At 48.5% G+C, this 23921-nt stretch carries 19 protein-coding genes; 6 read left to right on the top strand and 13 right to left on the bottom strand.

Translation table 11 applies throughout. The annotated features are described in order from the left end of the window. Nucleotides 1-3: 3 nt before the first annotated feature. The 3 genes from FHS17_RS06400 to FHS17_RS06390 are packed head-to-tail and all read right to left on the bottom strand — an operon-like array spanning nt 4 to nt 6589. Nucleotides 4-3054, bottom strand: a complete 3051-nt coding sequence (locus FHS17_RS06400; RefSeq protein ID WP_167276848.1) for an alpha-mannosidase — start codon at nt 3052-3054, stop codon at nt 4-6. 37 nt (nt 3055-3091) lie between these two features. Continuing rightward, nucleotides 3092-5638: a glycoside hydrolase family 38 C-terminal domain-containing protein gene (locus FHS17_RS06395; RefSeq protein ID WP_167276845.1), complete on the bottom strand. Its 2547-nt coding sequence runs from the start codon at nt 5636-5638 to the stop codon at nt 3092-3094. Between the two features lie 21 nt (nt 5639-5659). Further along, a complete protein-coding gene (locus tag FHS17_RS06390) occupies nt 5660-6589 on the bottom strand; it encodes a glycoside hydrolase family 43 protein (RefSeq protein WP_167276841.1) in 930 nt (309 codons plus the stop codon). Between the two features lie 418 nt (nt 6590-7007). Between FHS17_RS06390 and FHS17_RS06385 the strand changes: the two genes are divergently transcribed. Further along, nucleotides 7008-8084, top strand: a complete 1077-nt coding sequence (locus FHS17_RS06385) for a LacI family DNA-binding transcriptional regulator (RefSeq protein ID WP_167276838.1) — start codon at nt 7008-7010, stop codon at nt 8082-8084. A 188-nt stretch (nt 8085-8272) separates the two neighbouring features. Here the strand turns inward: FHS17_RS06385 and FHS17_RS06380 are convergent, their stop codons facing one another. The 7 genes from FHS17_RS06380 to FHS17_RS06350 all read right to left on the bottom strand — a co-directional run bounded on the left by FHS17_RS06380 (nt 8273) and on the right by FHS17_RS06350 (nt 15518). Continuing rightward, the gene (locus FHS17_RS06380; protein ID WP_167276835.1) at nt 8273-9151 is read right to left on the bottom strand and encodes a nicotianamine synthase family protein; all 879 of its coding nucleotides are present in this window, start codon (nt 9149-9151) and stop codon (nt 8273-8275) included. 125 nt (nt 9152-9276) lie between these two features. Beyond that, nucleotides 9277-10602, bottom strand: a complete 1326-nt coding sequence (locus tag FHS17_RS06375; RefSeq protein WP_167276833.1) for an ABC transporter substrate-binding protein — start codon at nt 10600-10602, stop codon at nt 9277-9279. Nucleotides 10603-10650: 48 nt separating this feature from the next. After that, on the bottom strand, nt 10651-11487 hold the full coding sequence (locus FHS17_RS06370) for a carbohydrate ABC transporter permease (protein ID WP_167276830.1): 837 nt from the start codon (nt 11485-11487) through the stop codon (nt 10651-10653). Next, entirely contained in the window at nt 11484-12437 is a 954-nt protein-coding gene (locus tag FHS17_RS06365; protein ID WP_167276827.1) for a carbohydrate ABC transporter permease, read from the bottom strand. The genes FHS17_RS06370 and FHS17_RS06365 overlap by 4 nt, the downstream gene beginning before the upstream one ends. A gap of 185 nt (nt 12438-12622) precedes the next feature. After that, the gene (locus FHS17_RS06360) at nt 12623-13615 is read right to left on the bottom strand and encodes a mannonate dehydratase (RefSeq protein ID WP_167276824.1); all 993 of its coding nucleotides are present in this window, start codon (nt 13613-13615) and stop codon (nt 12623-12625) included. Between the two features lie 57 nt (nt 13616-13672). Continuing rightward, nucleotides 13673-14812, bottom strand: a complete 1140-nt coding sequence (locus FHS17_RS06355; RefSeq protein ID WP_167276821.1) for a helix-turn-helix domain-containing protein — start codon at nt 14810-14812, stop codon at nt 13673-13675. A gap of 52 nt (nt 14813-14864) precedes the next feature. Beyond that, nucleotides 14865-15518: an FCD domain-containing protein gene (locus FHS17_RS06350; protein ID WP_167276818.1), complete on the bottom strand. Its 654-nt coding sequence runs from the start codon at nt 15516-15518 to the stop codon at nt 14865-14867. 249 nt (nt 15519-15767) lie between these two features. Between FHS17_RS06350 and FHS17_RS06345 the strand changes: the two genes are divergently transcribed. The 5 genes from FHS17_RS06345 (at nt 15768) to FHS17_RS06325 (ending at nt 20671) form a co-directional block, all read left to right on the top strand. Then, a complete protein-coding gene (locus tag FHS17_RS06345) occupies nt 15768-16565 on the top strand; it encodes an SDR family NAD(P)-dependent oxidoreductase (protein ID WP_167276815.1) in 798 nt (265 codons plus the stop codon). After that, nucleotides 16562-17305, top strand: a complete 744-nt coding sequence (locus FHS17_RS06340) for an SDR family NAD(P)-dependent oxidoreductase (protein ID WP_167276812.1) — start codon at nt 16562-16564, stop codon at nt 17303-17305. Before FHS17_RS06345 ends, FHS17_RS06340 begins: the two co-directional genes overlap by 4 nt. A gap of 47 nt (nt 17306-17352) precedes the next feature. Then, nucleotides 17353-18738 (top strand): mandelate racemase/muconate lactonizing enzyme family protein, encoded by a 1386-nt coding sequence (locus FHS17_RS06335; RefSeq protein ID WP_341805783.1) that lies wholly within the window; start codon nt 17353-17355, stop codon nt 18736-18738. A gap of 33 nt (nt 18739-18771) precedes the next feature. Further along, entirely contained in the window at nt 18772-19677 is a 906-nt protein-coding gene (locus FHS17_RS06330; RefSeq protein ID WP_167276806.1) for an RraA family protein, read from the top strand. Nucleotides 19678-19762: 85 nt separating this feature from the next. Next, nucleotides 19763-20671 carry an aldo/keto reductase gene (locus FHS17_RS06325; RefSeq protein WP_167276803.1) on the top strand — a complete coding sequence of 303 codons (909 nt, stop codon included), beginning with the start codon at nt 19763-19765 and terminating at the stop codon, nt 20669-20671. 70 nt (nt 20672-20741) lie between these two features. Here the strand turns inward: FHS17_RS06325 and FHS17_RS06320 are convergent, their stop codons facing one another. From FHS17_RS06320 to FHS17_RS06310, 3 genes are all read right to left on the bottom strand, one after another. Beyond that, nucleotides 20742-21560 carry a carbohydrate ABC transporter permease gene (locus tag FHS17_RS06320; protein WP_167276799.1) on the bottom strand — a complete coding sequence of 273 codons (819 nt, stop codon included), beginning with the start codon at nt 21558-21560 and terminating at the stop codon, nt 20742-20744. Next, nucleotides 21561-22487, bottom strand: coding sequence for a carbohydrate ABC transporter permease (locus FHS17_RS06315; RefSeq protein ID WP_243865222.1), 927 nt, complete (start codon nt 22485-22487; stop codon nt 21561-21563). Nucleotides 22488-22564: 77 nt separating this feature from the next. Beyond that, entirely contained in the window at nt 22565-23920 is a 1356-nt protein-coding gene (locus tag FHS17_RS06310; RefSeq protein ID WP_167276796.1) for an extracellular solute-binding protein, read from the bottom strand. Between the last annotated feature and the right edge of the window lies 1 nt (nt 23921).

The following is a 23921-nucleotide window of genomic DNA, read 5'->3' as shown; positions in this document are numbered from 1 at the left end:
CATTTAAGATACCTCCTTTGATTTAACAAGACGAATGGTCTTCACTTCAAATGGCCGGAATTGCAGATGAATTCGTTCATTAATGACAGGCAGCTCCGTTTGGTTATTTTCCAGCATATCGGTCTCAAACAGAGTGGAATAAGGCAGTCCGGCACGAATGCCGCAAGACACCGAAGACCCTTTGCTTTCATATAGTCGTATAATCCAATCCCCAGTTCCATCTTCGGCAAGCTTAACCGTCTCTGCAATGATATTCGCCTGATCAACTTGGAGGAGAGATTGTTCGATCAGGCTGCTGGCTCCATGCAAAGTATGCATCGGATAATTAAGTTCATAAGCTTCCTGAATGACCCGGCTGTCGTGGAACGCCCCGTCCCAGAATAGGAAGCCGTAAGTGAATTGTTGTGTTCCTTGATCAGATGTTTCATCCGGATAAGACGGTGAACGAAGGAGTGTCAGACTGATCGTTTGATCTTTTACCGCAACCCCATACTTACAGTCGTTTAGCAGAGCAAAGCCGCGGTTCGTCTCCGCAAGCGCTGTCCACTTATGCTGGCTTACCTCGAACCGGTCCGCATCATGCGGCCGGGAAGCGTGATTAGGCCTGCGTACATAACCGAACTGAATCTCCTGCATGGATTCATTGGCATGAACATTAACCGGAAAATCAACACGCAGCATCTTGTTCTTCTCATTCCACTCCACCGTTGTATGGAATTCAACTCTCCGGCTTCCGGAACGAATCCGGATATCCTGCACAATCGTCGACTGATGAAGCTTTCGCTCTATACGGACATTAGCAAAGAGTGGTCCATTAGCTGTGACCGTAATCTCAGCTTTGTCCTCCAGCGCAACTCTGGACGCTTGATAACGGCGATCAATCTCCCAGGCATCAAATGCGGAAGGCTGGTCCCTGTACATCGCAATAACATTGCAAGAATCCGCTGCCCACTCGGTACCTGTCTGTTTATCTATGATACTGATGAATTCGCCTCGATCATTCATTTCAATAGCCAGATACTCATTTTCCAGGTGTGACTCGGTAGCCGTAACAGCTGATGATGCGACTACTGGTACCATTTGATCTTCTTGTATGACGCCATATGTAGACCAACCCATAGACGGTGACGCCAGCTCGGCATATAAAGCACCTTCATGCCACTGTACCGGCACCACATTCCCCGTATAATCTGCAATCGCACGAACGCCATCCGGCAGGGCAACAAGTTCCTTCCTGTCCCAGGAAAGCGAATTAAATACGGTCACATCTGCTGACTCTTTCACTGCCAAAGAAGCTCTAACCTCGTCAGCCATTTCATGAATCGTTCCATGCAGCTTGGTCAGCTCAGCCTGTGCCTCTTCATGAACACGATGAATAGAGGTACCAGGCAAAATATCGTGGAAGTGATGTAGTAACAGCTGCTTCCACAGATCATTCATTTTCTCGTACGGATAAGCTTTTGTCTGAAGCAGCTCCGCCGCGGCACCCCATAATTCAACCTCACGGAAGCCAATTTCCGTTTTTCGATTCAAACGTTTCAACTGCGCCTGAGTCGTATACGTCCCCCGGTGGGCAGGATAGTACAGCTCTCCAACGTATTTCGCATCCGGAATACCCCTAGCAATCTGATCTTCAAAATAATCAATTGGCGAGCCTTGTCTCGTCCGAGGTACACCTTCCAGATTTTCGAGCCGGCGCAGGAATTCCATATCATCCCGGTTAGCTCCGCCGCCACCGTCTCCATGTCCGTATTGCACGAGTCTGGTTGAAATACCGTCCTTCTGCACACGGTCGTTCCACTGTCCGATCAGGAACGATGGATTAACCCGAATCGGATAGTCGCCATAATCCAGCAGATGTGTCAAAACTTCCGATCCATCAATACCCTCCCACATGAACGTGTTGTACGGGAATGGGTCTACCACATTTTCATAGGTCTGGAACATCTTCACCGATGCAAAATAGTTGATTCCGCAGCCTTTCATAATTTGCGGCATATTGCCGGAATAACCAAATACATCAGGCAGCCACAGCATTTGGTTATCCTTGCCGAACTCCTCCTGGAAGAACCGCTTGCCATGAAGGAACTGGCGAATCAGGCTTTCCCCGCCTGCTAGATTCGTATCGGACTCCACCCACATTCCGCCTTCAGGAATGATCCGCCCTTCCGCTACCCTCTGCTTGATGCGTGCATACATCTCCGGGTAAAGCTCCTTGGCCAGTTGGAACAAATAAGGCTGACTCTGAGTGTATTGATACTCTGGATATTCATCCATAAGTGCGAGCTGATTAGACATCGTGCGGGCAATTTTCCGTCTCGTCTCTTCGATCGGCCACAGCCAGGCAATATCTAGATGAGACTGCCCCATTAGGAACAGGAGCGGTGATGTTGAACCGTTGACACATTCCAGGAGCGGCTGCATCAGGTCTCGGCAGAACTTCATATGATTTGCAAGCTCCTCCTCTTCCAGTCCGAAATCAACGGCGGCTATCACTTCCGTCAAACAACGGTTAATTTCCGCAGCCCGCAGCGAGTTGGCATCCGTGAACTTAAGAACCTGCCACAAGCATTCGAGGTCTATGAAAAACTGATAGACATCCTCTTCAAAAAGACATAAATACGACTCACCAAACACGGGCTGTTGGCCGGAATGACCTGCGTAAGCTTCAGCAACGAACTCGAATTGTTCCCCTTCCCGGCTATTACGAGTCAATGTCACATCGTGATGCTGCATATCTATTGCACCGCTAACAACTCCGTTAATGTAGAGGGTCGCTTCCGAGCCAAAGTCCGCAAGGACCACCAGTCGCTTACCCTCCGCTTCCTTCGGAGCAACAATGGTTCCACGCAGCCAGAGATACATCCAATTACTGCCCCAACGATCACCAGGATGTATTGGCTCGAACCCGTAATCACTAATCTCTGAATAGGAAAGGCGTTCTTTCGTGATAAAACCGGTAAATTCGACAGACGATAATTTTCTATAAATCAACCTTTGCTTGGCCCTAAGCAGGTTTTCAAGTTGATACTGAATCTCTTTTCTCGTATTCAAATCCGGGTTCACATCCTATAGATTCGTCTTTGTTGTATCAAAAGTTAGAAATTCGCAGCGTTGCAAGTCCATGACAAGGAAGCGTCAGGCTAACTTTAGATCTGCCGTCCGGCAAGATCATGAGCTGAAGCGCTTCTTTATGTTTTCCGTCAAGCTCAGCTGCAGTGACATCGCACGAATCGGCGTCAATCATAACCGAGAAGCTCGAACACTCTAAGCTCGAATTGTATAATCTTACGAGGATATCCTTATCGTCCCGCTGCATGGAGCTGATTTCAATCGAAGGATCCGTAACCTGCAAAATCGACATGTCTTGAGCGTTATTAGAAGATAACCGAATATGTACTGGCAGGAGTGGTTCTGTCCAACGCTGTGATTCCTGCGGAATGCCTGCGAGGTCCCAACGATCACTATGCGGCAAGATCGCGTAACGCATCTCTTGAACATCCTGAAGCGGACGCTTGCCCCACCAGAAACCGCCTTCCCCGCCCCAGCCTAGTGTAAGAGCAAGCGGTTCATCTTCCCCATGCGAATAATCCGTCGTATGATCGGAGAAAATCGCGAGACCGCTATTGCTCTGCTCATCGTATACATCCACCCAATTGAGGATGATATTATGCTTAATCTCATCCCAACGTTCATAGTAAGTATTCGAATGACGGCTTTCCGTTACATCAAAGGCCGAGTTTTTATACAGCTTCCCATTGCTGAGAGCAATCGGGAATCGAGCCTGCAGCTTAGCGCGGGTATTATGATGTGATTTTCTGCGTTCAGTGCTTCGATTCTCCGGTGCGATTTCCCAAGGGTCACCAATCCAAGTATCGCTCTTATAATGAAAACGTACATGGAAATCAATTGTTCGCCTGCCTTTGGCAACCGATAACGTTGTTACATAATCGGTGTCTGCGAATGTCCCTTTCATCTCGATAACAACACGGAGCGGACCGTTTTCTTTTACATTTACAACAACAGGAGACTCCGTGCTGCTTGCCCATCGCGCTTCGGAGATGAGATAGCCCGTAAATTCATTAAACGGACGATCTGGAGAAGCGATTGAACGGTTTTGTTCCCGGTCAAATAACGCTGTAATGACACCGCCTCTTGTCGAGTCAGTATGAATCTTATATAAATCGGTCGTGATTACGGCATGATCGTCATGTACAACAACACTCGCGTGGTTATCATCCTGCTTAGGGTAAGCATCTGTCTTAGAAGCAGCCTGCTTCACATGCTCAATAACATAATCGCGATAGCCCATTGCAGGAGACTCTGCTTCGAAAAGCAATTTACACGCATAAAGAGCGCCATCTTCCGGGGATACCCGAGTTGGAACAATCTGACTTGGAATCAGGTTGCCTTCGGTATCTTTCACAAGAACGGCATTCGTTGACCCCGCTGCCGGAACTTCAATTTCGACTAATTCCTTCCGCACGGTGCCAGCTGTATTAAATACTCGAATGCCATATCCTTGAGCTCCGCTTCCATCATCATTCGATTCCGGACCAATACTGTTCATCGCCTGGTCTCGAATCTCATTAGCAATCTGCTCAACCATCCAGCTTTGTGCTCCTGCCTGCCACGCCCATTGGTCTCGTCCAACTCTCGTTGTTGCACAAATCCAGGCATCATGATGCTGGGACAAGAGCAATTGATCCCAAGCCTCTCGAAGCTTATCCGTTGGATATGAATAGCCGCTTAGCACACTAGCAATAGAAGCTAGCTTCTCTGCCGCAAGGACCGCTTGCTCTGCCGAACGCACCTCTCGCGACATTCTTTGTAGAGTCCCTTCACCCCAAGGCAATGTACAGCGGATATCCTCCTGAGTGAAATGCCATTCTTCGGAGGGCTTCGCCGCAATTTCATCTATATATTCGCGCCACGTTACATTTTGAATATTATCCGCTTCAAGCCACGGCCTCGCTTGCCAACCAAGATCCTGCAGGAAGCTGCCAACGGGATTTGTTATCCCTTGCGCTATACACTTATCTACAAATTCAGGCTTCATATATCCAGCTTCTGACTCCCAGCAATTAAGAAGCTCTTCGCATGCATATCTCGGTACACATGGGATCGATGATCCATCCGGTCCAACCCATAACACCATTTCGTGATTTGTCCCTGAAGCATAACCGCCCCATCCCGTACCCGGATTTTTAAGCACAGCACGCTTATAACCGAGTGAACGAAGAATTTGAGGATAGCTGCTGCTCCAGCAAGGCTCTTGTGTCGCATAAGTATCTATGATAATTCCAGGAAAATGCTTATTAGTAATCTCTTTACCGCGTATTAGATGCCGGATATTGCTCTCTCCGCCGATCACCCAGCCATAAGGCTGGGCATAACTGCCCGCCACCATTTCAACACGACCGGCGTTGTCCAGCAGATGGCTCTTAATTGCATCATACGAACGGGGATCTGTCCGGCGCAGCGCTTCCCAGGAGATCGGCTCAATATCAAGGCACAGCTTCCATGCCGGATTCTCCTCAAGACGTCGAATGACATCCGCCCAAGAACCTAGCGGCATATGACCTTTTATACCGCCATGATAGCCATCTACGAAATAAGCCTTCTTGACCTGATTCATCCCGATCACCTGCCCTAATCGTTAATCATTCGTTCCGAGCGTACGGGCCTGGACACCTTCAAAACTGATCTCTACGGGACGAATCGTATTGTCCTCATTAAAGATAAGTCTATCGATACACACTACCCGATGATTCGCAGCTGTTTCTGTGAGAGGGCGACGATGATAGACAATATAAAACTCATCCGTATCTGGTATTTGGATAAAGCCGTGATGGCCAGCACCAGTTGCAACGTTAGGATCCTGCTGCAGAATCGTATCCTTCCTCTCGAATGGTCCAACCGGTGAATCCGCCAAAGCATATGCTACGCGATAGTCTGGTCCGCCCCATCCACCTTCCGCCCACATGAAGACGTATTGGCCGTTCCGCTTAATCATACAAGGACCTTCTACATAACCTTCCGGTGTCACTTCCCGATAAAGACTGCCATCCTCGAAAGGAAGCAGACTAATCATATCCACGCCAAGACGGACGACATTACAATGTCCCCAGCCTCCGTAATAGAGGTATCTCTCACCATCTTCATCCTGAAAAACATGCGGATCGATTGGTTGTGCACCATGGTAGAACTGGTCGATCAAAGGTTTTCCTATCGCATCACGGAAGGGTCCCTCTGGTCGGTCAGCTACCCCGACCCCAATACCTCCAAGTTCGTCATTGCTCTGAATATCATTTGCTGAGAAATAGATATAGTATTTTCCATTACACTCAATTGGCGATGGCGCCCACACCGCTTTATGCGCCCATTTAAAATCCTCAATAGTAAGTATCCGTTCCACCTTCGTCCAGTTAACCAAATCATCCGAACAAAAGGCATCCAAAAAAAGCTGCTCCTCATATTTCGCAGAATACGTCGGATAAATCCAGTACCGTCCATCGAAGATTCTCGCTTCCGGATCGGCATACCAGCCAGGAAATACAGGGTTTCCACTTAACATGCTATTATTCATTTATTAATCCTCCCATTCTGTTCTAAGCAAGTATGTATACGAAGAAGAAGAAATTAGATTCGTCGGTTTATACCTTTTTTTATAGAAGGTGAGTTCCTCACCACTTTACTCCATAGGGTTAAGCGCTTACACAAACCTAATCATTTCTACTGACCTTCCCTTCTTCTTATACTATGAATATGACAGCCAAACTTATTATGCTAAGCAAAACAAGTTCACACACTATCTTGGAACCTATAGTAATACGAACTCCTAAATATTTCAAACCTTTTTGTACAAATAGGAGCATATTCCTACTCTATTCCCAAAATACAAAGTGAAATGTGTGGTTAATTTCACTTTCGGACAAAAGTTAGTATACCAATTTCATTTTGGTTAAGTTATAATCAAGGAAATGTTGTTATGAGGTGACTCGAGAATGAGTGAAAAAGAAACGGCACTGCCCAAGTACCAGCTCGTTAAGGACTATGTCTTAGCTCAAATAGAGAATCAGGAAATCACCAAGGATGATCGTATACCAAGCGAATCCGAATTTTCCAAAATGTTGAATGTGAGCTCTATTACGGTCAGAAAGGCACTCTCCGAGCTTGTAAATGAAGGTGTTATTTATCGCATACGGGGAAAAGGAAGTTTCGTAGCGGCGAATCAAACGACCATATCGGAAAAAGCATCCAATTTGGTCGCCTTTGTTATCTCCGGCGTTGAAATGTACGACAGCTCCTACATGCAAATTATGAAAGGCATTCAATCCTTTCTAGGCAAACACGATTGCAAACTGATCATTGAATTTGTGGAGAATAACTTCGAGGAAGAACGCGAGCTTATTCTGAAATTGATTCAGTCGGGTATAAGAGGGCTTCTTATTTATTCCTCAGATCCTGTTGCAGCGAAAAGCTATCTTAATGATGTTCGTAAGAAATCGATTCCATTTGTCATGCTTGACCGGTATCCTCCAGGGTATCCCGTCAATGTAGTGACTTGTAATAATCACGACGGAGCTTATGAAGCCGTAGAATATTTGATCCGGAATGGACATACAAAGGTCGGATTTGCCGCTTACGATTTCCATCTCAGTCCAGAGGTAGACCGTTATAACGGTTATAGCAACGCGATCGCTGATGCTTCCCTGCCTACCAACAAGAAGCTTCTATTTCTGGAGAAGGAATTGGATTACGATGCACTCACCCGCCAAATTCAGGAGGGAGACATTACGGCGCTATTCTGTGCGAATGACAAACGTGCGCTAGAAGTGCTAGAGCAGTTAACCAGCCGGGGCATTCGAATTCCGGAGCAGCTTTCGATTATGGGCTTCGATGATTTTGAAAGCTCTAAATTTGCTAAAGTCGCATTAAGTACGGTTAAACAATATTTCGACGTTCTAGGCTTTGAGAGCGCCAAGCTGCTGTTTGAAATCAGCGAAGGTAACTCCTATGGCAACAAAAAAGTAATGCTTCCTACAAGTCTAGTTAACCGTGACACGGTAAGACCGGTCTAATAGACAAAAATAAAGAGATTCGATATATAAAATAAACAAAGTTAAAAAACAGAGGTGCGGGGAGCTATCATCCCTGCACCTCTATTTAGTGATTTGGATTTCTTGCTGCAGCCGCTGCTTCGAATCAGACAAGCCTTTAGCTCCGTTACGACATAAACATTACGATATCCTTACTCCTTTATTTAAATCTAGTTCCAAGAACGATTCAGGAATAAGGTCGAATTGATGACCAGCTTTTCATCAGGACAAGTCCGCCCTTCAATCCTCCACCCTTGCTTATTCAACTGCAGCTCATCAATAGCTTCATACATGATTTGCCTCATCCCTTCAGCTGTACGAACAGCTACAATAGGATCCTTTGAAGTACGGCTAATCTGCTCCAGAACCGCCTGTTTATTTCTTACTAGACTAGCAACGAAGATTCGATCATAAGCGCTATAATCAAAATCCGAACCATTTATGTTTACAACAGTCACTTTGTTCCTTAAGCCCATACGATTAAGCAGAGTGCATGATGCATCATAGGCCACAGGATTCATCTCCAGACAGATGACCTTCACATCACTTAAAAGATGCAGAAGAATTGGACTTAACGGAAGTGGTCCGCTGCCAACAAAGACAAACGGCTTATTGTCAGACTGCCTAGCCTGCTCAACAATCCCATGAAGAGTGGATAATTCCTCACCAACCAAAGCTATGTAAGTATTCCAATTAGGCAGTTGTTCCACTTTATCCAAAACGGAATCCGGAAACTGGCAGACCTGACGAGAATCGCTTAGCTCTACCAGAAACTCAGCCTCCGACAGTTTATCCTGCAAATTTCGTCTGTTCAATTGAATGTATTCATTGCTTAGAACAGCATGTACTTCTTCCGGTGAATAGCGAGACCTCAGTTGAAGGAAAAGGCGGCCGATGGTACTTGTAACTAATTGATTCACAGGAGACAGATCTATTTCCTTCTGAAGAAGCTCATTAGCTTCTTGGATAAAAGCGATGAAGTCCTCCACCAATTGCATTCTTGGCAAGCGGCCTGTATGTACAACAGTACCATTCGAATAAACGTCCATTTGCCCATTTCCTCCTTCAATCCACATCTACTCGAAATATATTCAAGCGGTCAAGGATGTAGAAGGTTATTGGGGATTGGCCCGTTAATAACGGGCCGTTCTCGATCACTCTCGTAAACGAACGATTATTTCGCTTTGCTTAACTTCTCTGCGAGTGCATTGCCTGATTTGGATATATCATTATAAGCATCTTCAATCGATTTCTGGCCAAACATAACGGCATCCATCGTTTTCTTGTAGTTGTCTACCCACTCTGTCCATCCTGCCGCAGCTGGGGAGAACGGCATCGCTTTATCCTTCGCTACGTCGTACAATTCCTTGCCGAGCTTATCCTTCTCTTCCAAATTAGGCTCAAGAGCTGCGTAAATATCGTCGTAGATCGGAATGCCGAAATTCATCCCATACGTTTGGCCGGCTTCCTTTTCCGTAACGAACCATTTGATGAAAGCCTTGGCTGCATCCTTATGCTTCGCATCGGTGCTTACGCTCAGGAAGATAGTCGGCTGCGCCCATCCGCCGCCCTCCGGCCCGACCGGCATGTTGACGATGCCCACTTTCCCCGGCATTAACTGCGCCAGCGCGCCTACCGAACCAACCGTAGCTCCTCGTGTCATTACTTTGCCGCTTGCCATCGGATCGGCCTGTGGATCATTGTCCTTGAAGGCGCTGCCCATGTCCGCAGGAGGAACGATTTTCTTTTCGCGGAATTCCGCATATATGCCGTAGAACTTCATGAACAGCTCTTTGTCAAGATTAAACTTCTTGCCATCCTCTTGAATAATCGGACCTTTGCCGTACGACATTTGATAGTATTCGTAATGATCCCACGTAGTCGAGTCGCCGATCGGATAGACGCCTTCCGGAAGCTTGGCGCGCGAATTTCTTGCAAAGTCAAAATATTCATCCCACGTCCAGTCTTTCTTCGGCAGCTCGATGCCGGCAGCCGTAAGCGCTTCCTTGTTAAAGGCAATGCCTTGCGCATTACGGCTGATCGGGATGCCGTAAAGCTTGCCGTCTATTTTCAAGTTTTCCAATGTCTTATCATCAATGATGCCGGTAAGATCAATATCCGATAAATCCTCGAGTGTGCCTCTTGTCGCAAATTCCTGAATGTATGCGCCGTCCATATGAAGGACATCCGGCAGCGAATGGGAAGCAGCAAGCGTCGGCAACTTCTTCCAGTAATCGTCCCATGCCATATATTCAGGCGAGAAGGTGACGGATGGATTTAATTTCGTATACACCTCCTGCGTTTTCAGCATCGCCTGATGCCTGGTATCCGGTCCCTGCCACATGATCTTAAGCTTTACCGGAGCATTGGGATCTGCTTTACCGCCGCTGTTTGCAGCATTTGACTCTCCATTATTCCCGCCGCCGTTCCCGCAAGCCGTTAATGCCAATGTAGCTGCAAGTGTCAATAACGTTAATCCTTTGTAAACACTTTGCCTCATCCTCTTTGTCCCCTTTACCTTATAGTTTGAGCTGGACCTGCCATGTTGTTATCCCTTTAAGCCCGTCGTTGCAATTCCCTCGACGAAATGCTTCTGCGCGAAGAAAAACAAAACGACGGACGGCATAACCGAAACCAGCGACATCGCCAGCAGCTTGCCCCATTGGACTTCAAACTGATCCACGTACATGCGCAGAGCCAGATTGACCGTAAAATTGCCAACCGAATTCAGATACAGCACTTGTGCGAAGTAATCGTCCCAGCTCCATATAAACGTAAAGATCGCCACCGTCACCAAAGCAGGCTTTATAAGCGGCAATACAATCCGATAGAAAATACCGTAAACCGATGCACCGTCGATTTTGGCAGCCTCATCCAGCTCCCGCGGGATGCCCCTTATGAATTGGACCAGCAAAAAGATAAAGAATGCGCCGCCGCCGAAGAAATGCGGGAGAATTAGAGGAATATAACTGTCCATAAACTGCAGCTTATTGTAGAGAATATATTGTGGAACGATCGTCACTTGCCCCGGAAGCATCATGGTGAGCAATAGAATCGAAAATAATACGCCGCGGAACTTGAAGTTCAGACGTGCAAAGCCGTATGCGACGATCGCGCTTGTGAGAATGCTGCCCAGCACGTTCCAAAACTCCATAAGGAGCGTATTTCCGAAGAAACGTGCAAAAGTAAATTCTGGAGAAAACTGCCAGCCCTGTGTGTAATTTTCCCAGATCGGCTTGGAAGGCCAGATGGAAGGCGAGCTCATCTCGCCCGTCGTTTTGAGTGAAGCGCCAATCCACCAAATAACCGGATAAAGCATCAGGAGAGAGAACACGATCAGCAGCAGATGGCTGGTGAATTTGTTACTTCTAAGCGCATTGTTCATTTTTGCTTCCCTCCATCCGTCTCGTAAAATACCCAGTAGCGCGATACCAGAAAGTTAATGGCGGTAATTAGCGCTACAATAACGAGTAGAATCCAGGCAAGAGCGGAAGCATATCCCATTTGATAATGCTTAAACGCCTTGTCGTAGAGGAACAGTGCGTACATGTACGTCGAATTGATCGGACCACCCTGCGTAATGATGGAAGCGGCGGTAAACATTTGGAACGAACCGATAATGCCGAGCACCAAGTTGAAAAACATAACCGGCGAAAGCATCGGAAGTGTAATATGGAAAAACTTCCGCAGCTTCGAGGCACCATCGACCGACGCTGACTCATAGAGCTCGTTAGGGATCTGCTTCAGACCGGCCAGAAAGATGACCATTGTAGAACCAAATTGCCACGTATTAAGCAAAATCAGAGTTGCGAGCGAGGTATCCGGATTCGTGATCCAACCGACGCCTTCAATGCCGAACCAGGCAAGAACCTGATTGAAATAACCGTTCAAACTAAACATGTTGCGCCACAGCGCCGCTACGGCTACGCTCCCGCCGATGAGAGAAGGGAAATAAATCGCCGTCCGATAAAGATTTATGCCCTTCAAATTTTTGTTCAGCATCATTGCGACCATCAATGAGAAGAAAAGCTTAAGCGGGACAGAAAACAACACGAAAATAAAGGTTACCTTGAGTGAAGTCGTGAAATCGGTATCGTTCTTGAAAATGTTGGCGTAGTTATCCGTTCCGGTCCAAGTCGGAGATTCAAGCAGCGAATACTCCGTAAAGGACAAATAAAAAGACTGGATGATCGGCCATACCGTAAGCAGCAAGAAACCGATCAGCCAGGGTGAAATGAAAATGTAGCCTGCCAAATTATTATGGTTCGAGCCTTTGAGTTTCTTCGTCATGCGCAGCTTTGCAGCCGCCGGCTTATACACAGCTTCCGCCTTCATCTCACGTTCATCTCCCTCACAGCATCTATAAGGCTCATTTTATTGAAATCGCTTACAAGTGTACATGCGATAGAATTATGAATTTGTTTGTTTTTTTACACTCTTGTTTGGCTAAAAAAGGACCTATCTAACAGAAAAAAGCTATGCAGCCGCAGCATACATAGCTTCCTTCCTCTATAGAACCGCTATCCCGTCTTGACCTCGGCAGACGACTTCGATTCTGCCATTGCCGCCTCCATCAAGCCTTTAATATAACCTACACCATATAGACGTCCAAGCGTTTCGTATCCAGGATTCGTATTAGCTTCCCCTTCCATTGTCGGAACATGGTCCGGTCTGGATGGACCATCGAATCCAACTTCATAATACACTTTCATGGCCTCGTACATATCGGTTTTGCCGTCATCATGGAACGTCTCATGGAACTTGTCCGGCGTTCCGACAACGTCGCGGAAATGCACAAAGAATAACTTATTCTGTCTTGCGAAATGGCGGATGACATCCGGGATATGCTCGCCTGCAGTCGCAAGCGTGCCTTGGCATAGTGTAATTCCGCTATATTCGCTTGGCACAAGATCAATCGCACGCTGCAATGCCTCTGCATTTCGGAGAATACGTGATACGCCGCGAATCGGGCTTATAGGCGGATCATCAGGATGTAGTGCCAGCTTAACCTTGGCTTTCTCTGCAATTGGCACAATTCTTTCCAAGTAATAACGCAGATTGTCCCACAATTGATCCTCAGTCACGATGCCAGCTTCTGTGAGTGGCGCATTTTGCATCAAGGAATGATCATAACTGGATACGAGCGCTCCACCGCGGGTACGCGTCGTTGTCGACGTGCGGAACCAATTAAATTGCGCCATGAAATTGTAGCATAAAACGGGAATGCCAAGAGCACCCATATTCGAAATAAGCTGCCCCATCCATTCAATCTCTTCATCGCGGCCTGGCATGCCAAGCTTGATCTTATTCGTCGGCGGCGCTGATTCGATGACAAGCAGCTGAATACCATGATTCTCATAGCGCTGCTTCATGTGAAGCAGATTCATATAATCCCAGGGCTTCATGCCATTATCTTCCCTCGGCAGCGGGCCAACAGCATAATCAACGCCCATCTGCTTCGCCAAATGCCATAACTGGTCCGGAGAGGAAGTGAAAAACTCAGCTAATTTCATAAGCAAACACACTCCTTCATTCTCGTTAATAACCTCCATTACGGTTGTTTATTTCGTTTAATTCGCATCCCGGAATTCGCTTGGCGACAAACCTACCTTCTTTTTAAAAATTTGGCTAAAGTAACGAGAGTCTTGATAGCCGACTCGTTCGGCGACCTCATAGTTTTTAAGATGCGTTTGCTTAAGCAGCTTTTTAGCGTTGGATATTCGTATACGAGTCAGATGCTCGATAAACGTAACACCCATTTTCGATTTGAATAAGGAGCTTAAGTAAGCTGGAGTAATGAATACTTTATCAGCGACGTAATGCAGGGATACCCTATCGTACTCTTCCTCCATCAATGTAACCGCTTTCTTAATTAAGTTGCGATTGAGGCAGTCGGAGGTATAAGACACTCCCCCCATCCCTTTTAAAGCCTCGCAAACCGCGTCTTTCATTTCTTCCAGCGTGTGCAGCTGCATGAGTGCCGTAATATCAGGCGTACTGCATAGATGTGGTTGACCAAGTGCGGATTTGACCCGAAGCTGCAGGCTGACTAGAAGCTGAAGTGTTGCATCAACGACTTTATTGACTGGCAGCGGACCATTCCGAGTTAACATTTCGTAGAAGCCATCCACCGCTTGACGAATTGTACTAGATTCTGTGATCGAGTCGCTAGTCAGAAGATGCAGAAGTTCATCCTCCATATTTTCAGGATATTCGGCGTCGCTTGCATACTCAGTAATGCTGCTGAAGTAAATCGGCTGTGATTGGTCTTGGTAGAATTGGTATTTCATTGCGAGGAGGGCTTGTTCGTAACCGTGATGCAGATCAGATAGCTGCGGATAAGGATTGCTAATGCCAAGTGAGATCAATTGAGGGGAGAAGCTATGCTCTTGGTTGCAAATACTGCTGTACAATTCTAATAGGGATTCGCGATCATCCCACGAGAAAATGATTCCGACATGTCCCTTGTCATCAGGAAGAATAGCCGTGTTGCCAGGCGCATAACGCTTGATGACAGTATACAGTTCATCGACAACGTATCTTCGGGACCATAAATCCACCTTTGGGGTACTAATGCTAAACAAAGCTATAGCCGGGTAAGCGTAAAAAGCGTGAAGACCGTTCTCTTCCAGGCTCCTCTTCATATCTCCGGCGATGCCGGGAAACAGCTCATTCAGCGTTCGAGCACGAACCAATTCCACTTGCTTCATAATCGGCACTCCTCTCTTGAGAAAGGATGAATAAGTCAATATGGCTCCCGTGCTATTCTCCGGTGTAATTTTTATAGAAATCCAATCCCTGTAGCAGCAGCGTTTCCGTAAGATCGACGTCACCCGATTTGATAAGATTCAAAATATCGGTGTGTGAGTCAGAAAGAGAATAGCCTGGGTGATCTTGATTCGTTACGGTAATAAAGCGCATAATCTTTGTTTTAATGCTGTTCCATATGTTGTACAGCAGCTCATTCCCGCTACGCAAATAAAAGTAACCGTGAAAGAGCATATCCAGCTCAACCAGACGGTACGGATCCTCTTGATCGATTGCTTCCCGCATACCGGCAATGACGCCTTCAAGGTAAGTAATATCCTTCTCATCCAGCACCTTCATCGTTGCACGAAGCGCGTGGCCTTCGACCATTTGGCGCAGCGAGTATATGTCTCGTATTTCCTGGGCCGTTATCTCAGAAACGGCTGAGCCTTTATTCATTTTGCCGACAATAAGACCTTCCTGCTTCAGCCTCTCCAATGCTTCTCTGACGGGCGCTTGGCTGACGCTGAATTGTTTGGCTATATCAAGAACGATCATACGGTGTCCGGGCAGCAGTTCACCCTTCATAATCTGCCTCTTTAAGGTGATATAGACATGCTCACTAAGAGAGATTGGATTTTGCTCTGAACTGGCTGTTTCAATGGACACTTGTTATCACCACCCTTGGATTTGGTATTTTTTAGGATTATCGATAATCGATAACCTGATGCTAGTCGCTTCAAGCGGGAATGTCAAGATGAAAATGATCAGCTTTTTTTCAGTCGCATCAACCGTAAAAAAACAAACAAAATCATAATTTTACGGCATCGCTTTTCGCTTCAATCGCTCGGTAAGATGGTCATGTAACGAGAAACGGGAACCGAAGAGAATCCAGATTTATGAGGAGGTGTACACGGTTTGCCCAGGAACGTGGTCTTCATCGCGGATGCCGACAGCTGGTCTGGCAAGGGCCTTATCGCACGATTTATCCAGGGTGGTACGGATCTGATTCTAAACAGTCTTCAAGACGACAAGGAATGGGAAGACGTGCTCGTTTCCTGCACAGCTGCAGGCTCTAAGGTACTCGTTACCCATGCGGATCTATGCAGCAGCCGTGACTTATCGACTATGCTCGATCAGGCTGAAAAGCTGCTTGGCCCTGTCGATGTTATGATTCACAATTGCTGTGCCATAAGACCTGCCCATGTCGAAAGCTGTGAGGAATCAGAATTTGTCGAAATCATGCAAAGAAATGCCAAATCCGCCTTCTTCTGTACCCAAGCGTTAGGCAGACGGATGGCAGCTAGAGCCGGTGGCAGCATCATCTTCGTCAGCTCCATTCACAACGAGAAGCCAACCGGAGCGTCCTTCACTTACAGCGCCTCACAAGGCGCGGTGAAGATGCTTGCCCATGAAGCGGCATTGTTTCTCGGCCGGTTCGGCATCCGTGTCAATGTGATTGAGATGGGCCCTATCGAAGGTTCGGATGTTACTTTTCAAAGTGAACTTTCGGGACTTTACGACGATTACCGTTACAAGGTGCCAGGGGCGTTGCTTGGAACGGCCACCGATTTGGCCGAGCTTGCCTTCTTCCTTACCGGAGAGGAAGCTGGCTATTTGAACGGAGCAGATATCCGACTGGACGGCGGCTTCCTCCTGCATTATATGGATTACCGTATGAACAAGCCCGCCGAGGGGGAGACGCGATCGCAATGAGCCAAAGCTTAATAGGAAAATCGGCACTCGTCACCGGTGCGGGAACGGGCATCGGTAAAGGTATTGCGATAGAGCTTGCAAAGCGAGGCGCGAAGGTTGCCATTCACTACAATGCCAGCGAGGCCGGAGCCAAAGATACGCAGCATCAAATCGAGGAGTTCGGCGGCTTGTGTATGACCGTGCAAGCAGATGTCGCTGATCGGGAACATATCTTCCGTATGGTCGATACTAGTGCGGCTGAGCTTGGCGGTATCGATATTCTAATCAACAATGCTGCACTGCAGCTTAACATCCATTGGTTCGATTATACAGAAGAACAATATGACCGCGTCATGAACATCAATCTTAAAGGGTACTGGCAATGCATGCAGGCGGTTATCCCTTATATGAAGAAACAAAATTTCGGCCGCATCATTAATATCTCTTCCGTCCATGGCAAAAGACCCACCGATTTCGATGCAGTCTACTGCATGTCGAAAGGCGGCATCAAAATGCTAGGCAGGGAAAGCGCTATCGAGCTTGCGCGTTATGGCATAACGGTCAATACGATTGCGCCCGGCGCAATTGACGTCGGCAAGTCCAGGCAATCACATAGTAATCCCAATCCAAAAAAATTCCCTCTTGGCCGTGTCGGACTGCCTGCGGATGTCGCAGCACTAGCCTGCTACATTGCCTCAGATGAAACCTCGTTTATGACAGGCTCCACCATCCGTGTGGATGGTGCTGGCATGTTAATGTAACTGATTAATAATGACCAATACCTATATCTCTTAAAGGAGCCATGCCCGTGACTCAACAGGAAAGCTATGAAAGCACGTTAGCTTACGTCAACACCTACTCCAAACCTTCGGAGCTTCGTATTACCGATATTCGTTTTGCCGATATTGCAGGTGCTCCCATGCACTGCAGCTTGATCAAGGTGTTCACGAACCAAGGCATCGTTGGTTTCGGCGAAGTACGAGACGGCGCCGACAGAATGTTTGCCCTTCAGCTCAAAAGCAGACTTCTAGGCGAAAATCCGTGCAATATCGACAAGCTGTTCCGCAGAATTAAGCAATTTGGCGGACATTCCCGGCAAGGCGGCGGCGTGAGCGGCATTGAGATCGCCTTATGGGATATTGCCGGCAAAGCCTACGGCATGCCAATCTATCAAATGCTGGGCGGAAAATTCCGCGACCGAATCCGCATGTACTGTGACACCGACGTCGACGGCAAGGATACGGGAAAAGCAATGGGCTTAGCGCTGCAAAAAAGAATGGAACAAGGGTACACCTTCCTGAAGATGGATCTTGGCATCAATCAGATTATTAATGAGCCCGGAACATTAAATGCCCCGCTTGGCTTTCTAGAGGAAAAGAAAGCACTGTCCAAATCTTGGTATTCCCGCAAGCATTCGAATTTCACGGAGCATGAACTGCGGGAAATACGTAATCGTCACTACGATATTTATAACATCGCTCATCCATTTACCGGCATTCATGTTACCGAGAAAGGTCTCGACATGCTGGAGCAATACGTAGCCGACGTTCGCATGGTCATCGGTTACGAGGTACCTCTCGCAGTAGACCATTTCGGACACATCGGCTTGCAGGATTGCATCAAGCTAGGCCGTCGAATTGAAAAATACAATCTGGCTTGGATGGAAGATATGATTCCATGGCAATACACGAATCAATATGCCCAGCTCGCTAGCATGGTGACAACTCCAATCTGTACCGGAGAGGACATCTATCTCAAGGAGAACTTTAGGCCCCTCTTGGAATCCGGAGGCGTATCCGTCATCCATCCCGACGTGCTGACGACCGGCGGTATTCTAGAAACGAAAAAAATCGGTGACATGGCCCAGGAATACGGCGTTGCGATGGCCATCCATATGGCGGAGAGCCCTATCGCCTGCCTCGCAGCCGTACATGCCGCAGCTGCCACGGAAAACTTCCTGGCGCTTGAATACCATTCTGTCGATGTTGAATGGTGGGACGATCTGATTGTCAGCAAGCTGCCAAAGCCGCTGGTCCAGAATGGCTTCATCCATGTGCCTGATGCGCCGGGCCTTGGCATCGAGGAGCTTAACGACGAGGTTATCGCACAGCATCTGCACCCGGAAATCCCTGGACTATGGCTTCCTACCGACGAATGGAACGGCTTTTGGTCTAACGACCGGCTTTGGAGCTAAAGCAATACAAAAGATAAAAGCGAGGTGTTCGATATGAAATTTAATAATGCCGAAGATACAATCCAGCTATCACCGCTGTGGCAAGGAGAGCGCTTCCCGGATGGCCGCCCCAAAGTGCCGTCCAGCGTGCTCGGTCGATTAAGCAGAATTACGCTTGAGGAAGCATGGGGACCACTCTGGTCGAGAGGGTATCATTATCAGTTCGAGGGTGATTTCAAGATCATTCATCCGAACAAAATCATGGTCGGCCGCGCGGTTACAGCCGTTATGGTGCCTAAGCGCCCGGATTTGCATGACACACTACTGAATTACGGTCATGAGCAAGAGGATCGCAGAGGCTTTTTCAATCAATGGGTTATTGATTCGCTGGATGAAGAGGATGTTGTCGTCATCGATATGTTTGATAAAATCTATCAAGGCACCTATGTAGGAGGCAACCTCTCCACTGCTATATCTACTCGCACGAAGACAGGAGGCGCCGTCATTTGGGGCGGCATACGAGATAATCAGCAAATTGAGCAAATCGAAAATATTAATGTTTACTATAGAGGCAGCGACCCAACTGCGATCGCCGACGTCACGATGGTTGGCATGAACGTTCCCGCCCGTATTGGTCGAGCCGTCTGCCTCCCGGGCGACATCGTTCTTGGCACGCCGGCAGGTGTCATCTTTATCCCGGCCCATTTGGCAGAATTAACGGCAACCCATGCGGAGAAGTCGCAGGTCCGCGACGTGTTTGGCTTTGCCCGCTTGAACAGCAGAACTTATACAACGGCGCAAATCGATGCAGCCTGGACAACGGCCATGTGGCAAGACTTCATGCAATGGTTCGAATCCGACAAAGCCGCCGCAGCTTATCAGCATTTGACATGGGAGCAAGAACTGGAAGAAGCGCGCCGCAACGAGAACAACGGTCCTTCCAGTGATGTCCGATTGTGAGAAAACCAGTACTTGCAGTTGCAAGTCTATCAATCTAATGATATAAACAGCTTAGATGTTATAAAGTGGAAAAGGAGCATCAACGATGGACAAAGCGATATTAGGCCGCACCGGATTACAAGTCACGAAGCTGAGCTACGGTGCTATGGAAATTCGCGGCCCGCGTGTATGGAGCGGAAGACCAGTTGAGGATGCTGATGCGGGACGTATTCTGCATGCCGTACTTGACGCAGGCATCAACCTGATCGATACCTCTTACGATTACGGCCGCAGCGAGGAATTGATTGGCCGTTTCATCAGCCACCGTCGGGACGAGTACATTCTGGCAACAAAATGCGGTTGCTGCGTCACCGATCGCGGCGATCATGACGAGACGTCCCATATTTGGACACGTGATAATCTGCTTCATAATATCGATACGAGCTTAAAACGAATGAAAACCGACTATGTCGATATCCTACAGCTGCATGGACCAACGGTGCAGCAAGCCGAGGAAGGCGCGCTGGTTGACGTGCTGAAAGAAATTCAAGCTAGCGGCAAAGCCCGTTACATCGGCGTCTCCTCTTACCTTCCGAACCTTCCTCCTTTCGTGGACTGGGGAACGTTCGATACGTTCCAGCTGCCCTACTCCGCTCTGGAACGCGAACACGAGGAATGGATTTCGAAAGCTGCGGATACCGGGGCCGGCATTATCGTTCGCGGCGGCGTTGGCCAAGGCGAGCCGGGCATCGGGCGCGGCTCGGAGGATCGCTGGAGCGCATGGGATCAAGCAAAGCTCGACGATTTATTGGAACATGGCGAGCAGCGTACCGGGTTTCTGCTGCGCTTCACCTTGTCACACCCTTCCATGACGACAACAATTGTCGGCACCAAGAATCCCGCCCACTTGGCGGAAAATCTTCGTTTCGCCGATCTAGGCCCGCTTCCAAGCGACATCTACGAGGAAGCGAAGAAACGTCTGGATGCCGTCGGGCGGACGGCAATCGCGAATTAAATCATAAACGAGCCTCTGGAATTTAGATTCCGGAGGCTCGTTTATTTTTATATAAGAAGAAGCTTCCACGTCAACCCTTAACCGATCCTGCTGTCAGACCTCGAATAAAGCTTTTCGAGCCGATAGCGAATAGAACGAGCACCGGCAAAGTTCCAATCGACAATCCCAGAATTTGAGCCGCGAGATCGGTTCTGTATGCAGAACCCAGCGTCGTGATGCCAAGCGGGATCGTATACATTTCCGGCTTGTTGATGACGATCAACGGCAGCAGGTAGTTATTCCACGACCAGAGGAAGACAAGCAGAGACAACGTTGTTACTGCCGGATAAATAAAGGCCAGCACGATCCGGAAGAAGATCCCGAGATCCGAGCAGCCGTCGATCCGCGCGCTTTCGATCACCTCCGCTGGTACCGCGCCGCGAATGAACTGCGTCATCCAATATACGCCAAATGCGTTTGCCACCCAAGGCAGGATGAGCGGCATCAAGGTATCGGACAGGCTCAGATAGCGCATCTCGATGACATACGCAACGAGGCCAAGCTGGCCCGGAATCATCATCGTCAGCAGAACGGCTCCGAATATTTTCGATTTATGCCGGAACTCGTATTTCCCAAACGCAAAACCCGCAAGTGCGCTGACGAACACCGACAACACTGTGCTGACTGCCGAAACGATAAAGCTGTTCCAGTAGGCCAGATCAAACCGGCTCGCCGCTACCGTCTTGAAATTTTCCACAAGGTAGTTTCCTGGGATGAGTACGATTTTCGTAAAAAGATCCTCGTTTCTGTAGGTGCCCATGACAACCATAATGTAAAACGGCAGCAAGGCGACGATCGACAGCAGAGCGATACTGACCGTCGCCGTAATGGTACGAGATCGTGTCGTCATTTAAGTGTCCTCCCTGTAGAACTTGGTGCCAATAAACGAGAACAGGGCAATAATGAGGCAAAGCCCATAAGCAATCGCCGCACCTAATCCGTACCGGGTCGTGCTTCCGAATGCCGTATCGTACATATTCCAGACGGTTGTCAGGCAGCAGCGTTCCGGTCCGCCGATGACCGCCGATGCCGATCCCATTCCAGCGCCGCCAAGCAGCAGCATCGGCTCTTCGAGCAATTGGAAGCCGCCGATAATCCCCGTAATGGCAACGAAGGTTGTAACCGGACGAAGCAGCGGCAGCGTTATCGTCCAGAATGATTTCATGCCGGTCGCCCCGTCGACGGCAGCCGCCTCATGCAAATCTTTCGGGATGTTTGCAAGCCCCGCGAGATAAAAGATCATCGTGTAGCCGAATCCCTTCCAGAACAGCATCAGCACGATGACGATACGCGCATAGATTGGTTCGCCAAGCCAATAGATCCCTTCGTCGATGAGACCAAATTCAAGCAGCAGCTTGTTGACGAAGCCAGCCTGCCAATCGAACAGCAGGTTAAACATGAGGCCAACTGCAACCGGCGTGACAATATACGGGAGGAAGTTAACGAGCTGGAAAAAGGCCTTCCACTTCACGAATTTGCTGTAGAGCAGCGCGGCGATCGCCAGGCCAAAGGCCATCTGAAGCGGCAGCGACACGCCTACGAACAGCAGCGTATTCCCGACTGATGTGAAGAAATAAGAGTCTGGGTTAAACAGGAACGCATAGTTGTCCAGTCCAACGAATGATTTTTTACCGATCCCGTTCCAACTCGTCAGACTCACATAGAACGAAAACAGGATTGGAATTAGGCCAAAGGCCACGTAGAACAACATATACGGCGACAGAAATAGATACGGCACCCATCTTCGCTTCACGGCATCCATCATTCTCACTCCCATCGTTTAAATTGCCTTCGGAAAGCGCAAAGAGCGGCCGCCCGGCCGCTCCCAGCGTCTCTGCCGCATCCAGCGAGCCGTTATCCGAACGTGATGTCCGGCAATTTCGCCTTCAGCTCTTTTTGAATCCGGTCCATCGCCTGCTCTACGCCGAAACTTTTATCCTTCGCTAGAGTCTGCAGCACAATGCTCATGGCTTCGTCGAGCACTTGATCGTTCACACTCTCGGCTACGTCAGTCGTTACCCCGGAGATGTCAACGAAGAACTTCTCCCCAATATCCTGGCTGCCGAAGTTCTCCCATGTCCAATTGGAGAACTCTTTATTTTGATACGCTTCCTTGAAATGGGTAAATACACCGTCTTTCTTCTGCGCTTCCGCGCCTGCCTGCGACATCGAAGTAAACTCGATCCATTTCCATGCGAGGTCGGCGTTCTTCGCGCCTTTTGGAATACCGTGCGACGATCCGCCTCGGATATAGCCGCCCTCTGGAGCTACCATAAGCGCCCACCGATCGGGCTTCTTGTCATTTGGTCCGATGACATATTGCGGCATCCATACCGGGCTTGGCGTAAATAAATATTTGTCGCCGCCAAAAGAGGCGTTCCAGGCCGGCGTCCATTGGTCAAGCTTGTCTACAATGCCCGCATCGCGGAACTGGACGAGCCGCGATACTACGCTTTGGAGCAGCTGAACGTTTAATTTGTTATCCTCGAAGTAGGGCTGATCCCGCTGGCCCTTCAAGATATCGTAAACCCCGCCAAGGCTCGGGAACATCATGACCTTACCACCGCTCTTGTCGAGAACTTCTTTGCCCTTATCGATGAAAGCGTCCCAGTTCGGCAGCATCGCTTCCATCTCTTCGGGATTGTCCGTACCCAGATACTCTTTGGCTAACGGCTTGATGTAGGCAACGCCAGCAACGCTCATATCGTCCGGAATAGCAACCAGATGGTCGTTCATGGAGAATGCCGGAGCGTCATACTCGAATAACACGTTTCGATCCGCGACATAGGGGTCTGCTTCAAGATCCTCGAGAATATCCATGCTGAAAATCTTTGCCTTCTGCCCTCGCTCGATCCGAATAACGTCCGGCAGCTCGCCGCCTGAGGCGATCGTCGTCTGCAGCTTTTTCGGCACATCCGCCGCTTCGACCTGCACCCGCTTAATTTTGATTCCCGGATATTTCTCGTTAAAGGCCGCTATCGCCGTTGGATGTTCCGGCTCCCAGGTCCAAAGCACGAACTCCCCTGAAAGCTCCTTATTGCCGCCGTCTTCTACAGCAGCGTTATTCTCTGTTTCTGCCGCTGGGGTGCTTGTCTTGTTGTTTTCTCCGTTGTTGCCTCCACCCGCGCCTGAACATGCGGCAAGCAAACTGATTAGAATCAAAGTAGTCATTGCCTGCGCGATTCCTCTTCCCCATCTCAAACGACGCATC

The organism is Paenibacillus lupini, assembly GCF_011761355.1.
Taxonomy (GTDB): domain Bacteria; phylum Bacillota; class Bacilli; order Paenibacillales; family Paenibacillaceae; genus Pristimantibacillus; species Pristimantibacillus lupini.
Note: the sequence above shows the minus strand (reverse complement) of the source record. Positions and strands in the feature narration are given on the sequence as shown.

Coding starts and splice junctions, on each gene's coding strand:
- FHS17_RS06395 (WP_167276845.1), bottom strand. CDS start 5,638: ATGAATCAGGTCAAGAAGGCTTATTTCGTAGATGGCTATCATGGCGGT.
- FHS17_RS06390 (WP_167276841.1), bottom strand. CDS start 6,589: ATGAATAATAGCATGTTAAGTGGAAACCCTGTATTTCCTGGCTGGTAT.
- FHS17_RS06385 (WP_167276838.1), top strand. CDS start 7,008: ATGAGTGAAAAAGAAACGGCACTGCCCAAGTACCAGCTCGTTAAGGAC.
- FHS17_RS06380 (WP_167276835.1), bottom strand. CDS start 9,151: ATGGACGTTTATTCGAATGGTACTGTTGTACATACAGGCCGCTTGCCA.
- FHS17_RS06375 (WP_167276833.1), bottom strand. CDS start 10,602: ATGAGGCAAAGTGTTTACAAAGGATTAACGTTATTGACACTTGCAGCT.
- FHS17_RS06370 (WP_167276830.1), bottom strand. CDS start 11,487: ATGAACAATGCGCTTAGAAGTAACAAATTCACCAGCCATCTGCTGCTG.
- FHS17_RS06365 (WP_167276827.1), bottom strand. CDS start 12,437: ATGAAGGCGGAAGCTGTGTATAAGCCGGCGGCTGCAAAGCTGCGCATG.
- FHS17_RS06360 (WP_167276824.1), bottom strand. CDS start 13,615: ATGAAATTAGCTGAGTTTTTCACTTCCTCTCCGGACCAGTTATGGCAT.
- FHS17_RS06355 (WP_167276821.1), bottom strand. CDS start 14,812: ATGAAGCAAGTGGAATTGGTTCGTGCTCGAACGCTGAATGAGCTGTTT.
- FHS17_RS06340 (WP_167276812.1), top strand. CDS start 16,562: ATGAGCCAAAGCTTAATAGGAAAATCGGCACTCGTCACCGGTGCGGGA.
- FHS17_RS06330 (WP_167276806.1), top strand. CDS start 18,772: ATGAAATTTAATAATGCCGAAGATACAATCCAGCTATCACCGCTGTGG.
- FHS17_RS06325 (WP_167276803.1), top strand. CDS start 19,763: ATGGACAAAGCGATATTAGGCCGCACCGGATTACAAGTCACGAAGCTG.
- FHS17_RS06320 (WP_167276799.1), bottom strand. CDS start 21,560: ATGACGACACGATCTCGTACCATTACGGCGACGGTCAGTATCGCTCTG.
- FHS17_RS06315 (WP_243865222.1), bottom strand. CDS start 22,487: ATGGGAGTGAGAATGATGGATGCCGTGAAGCGAAGATGGGTGCCGTAT.
- FHS17_RS06310 (WP_167276796.1), bottom strand. CDS start 23,920: ATGCGTCGTTTGAGATGGGGAAGAGGAATCGCGCAGGCAATGACTACT.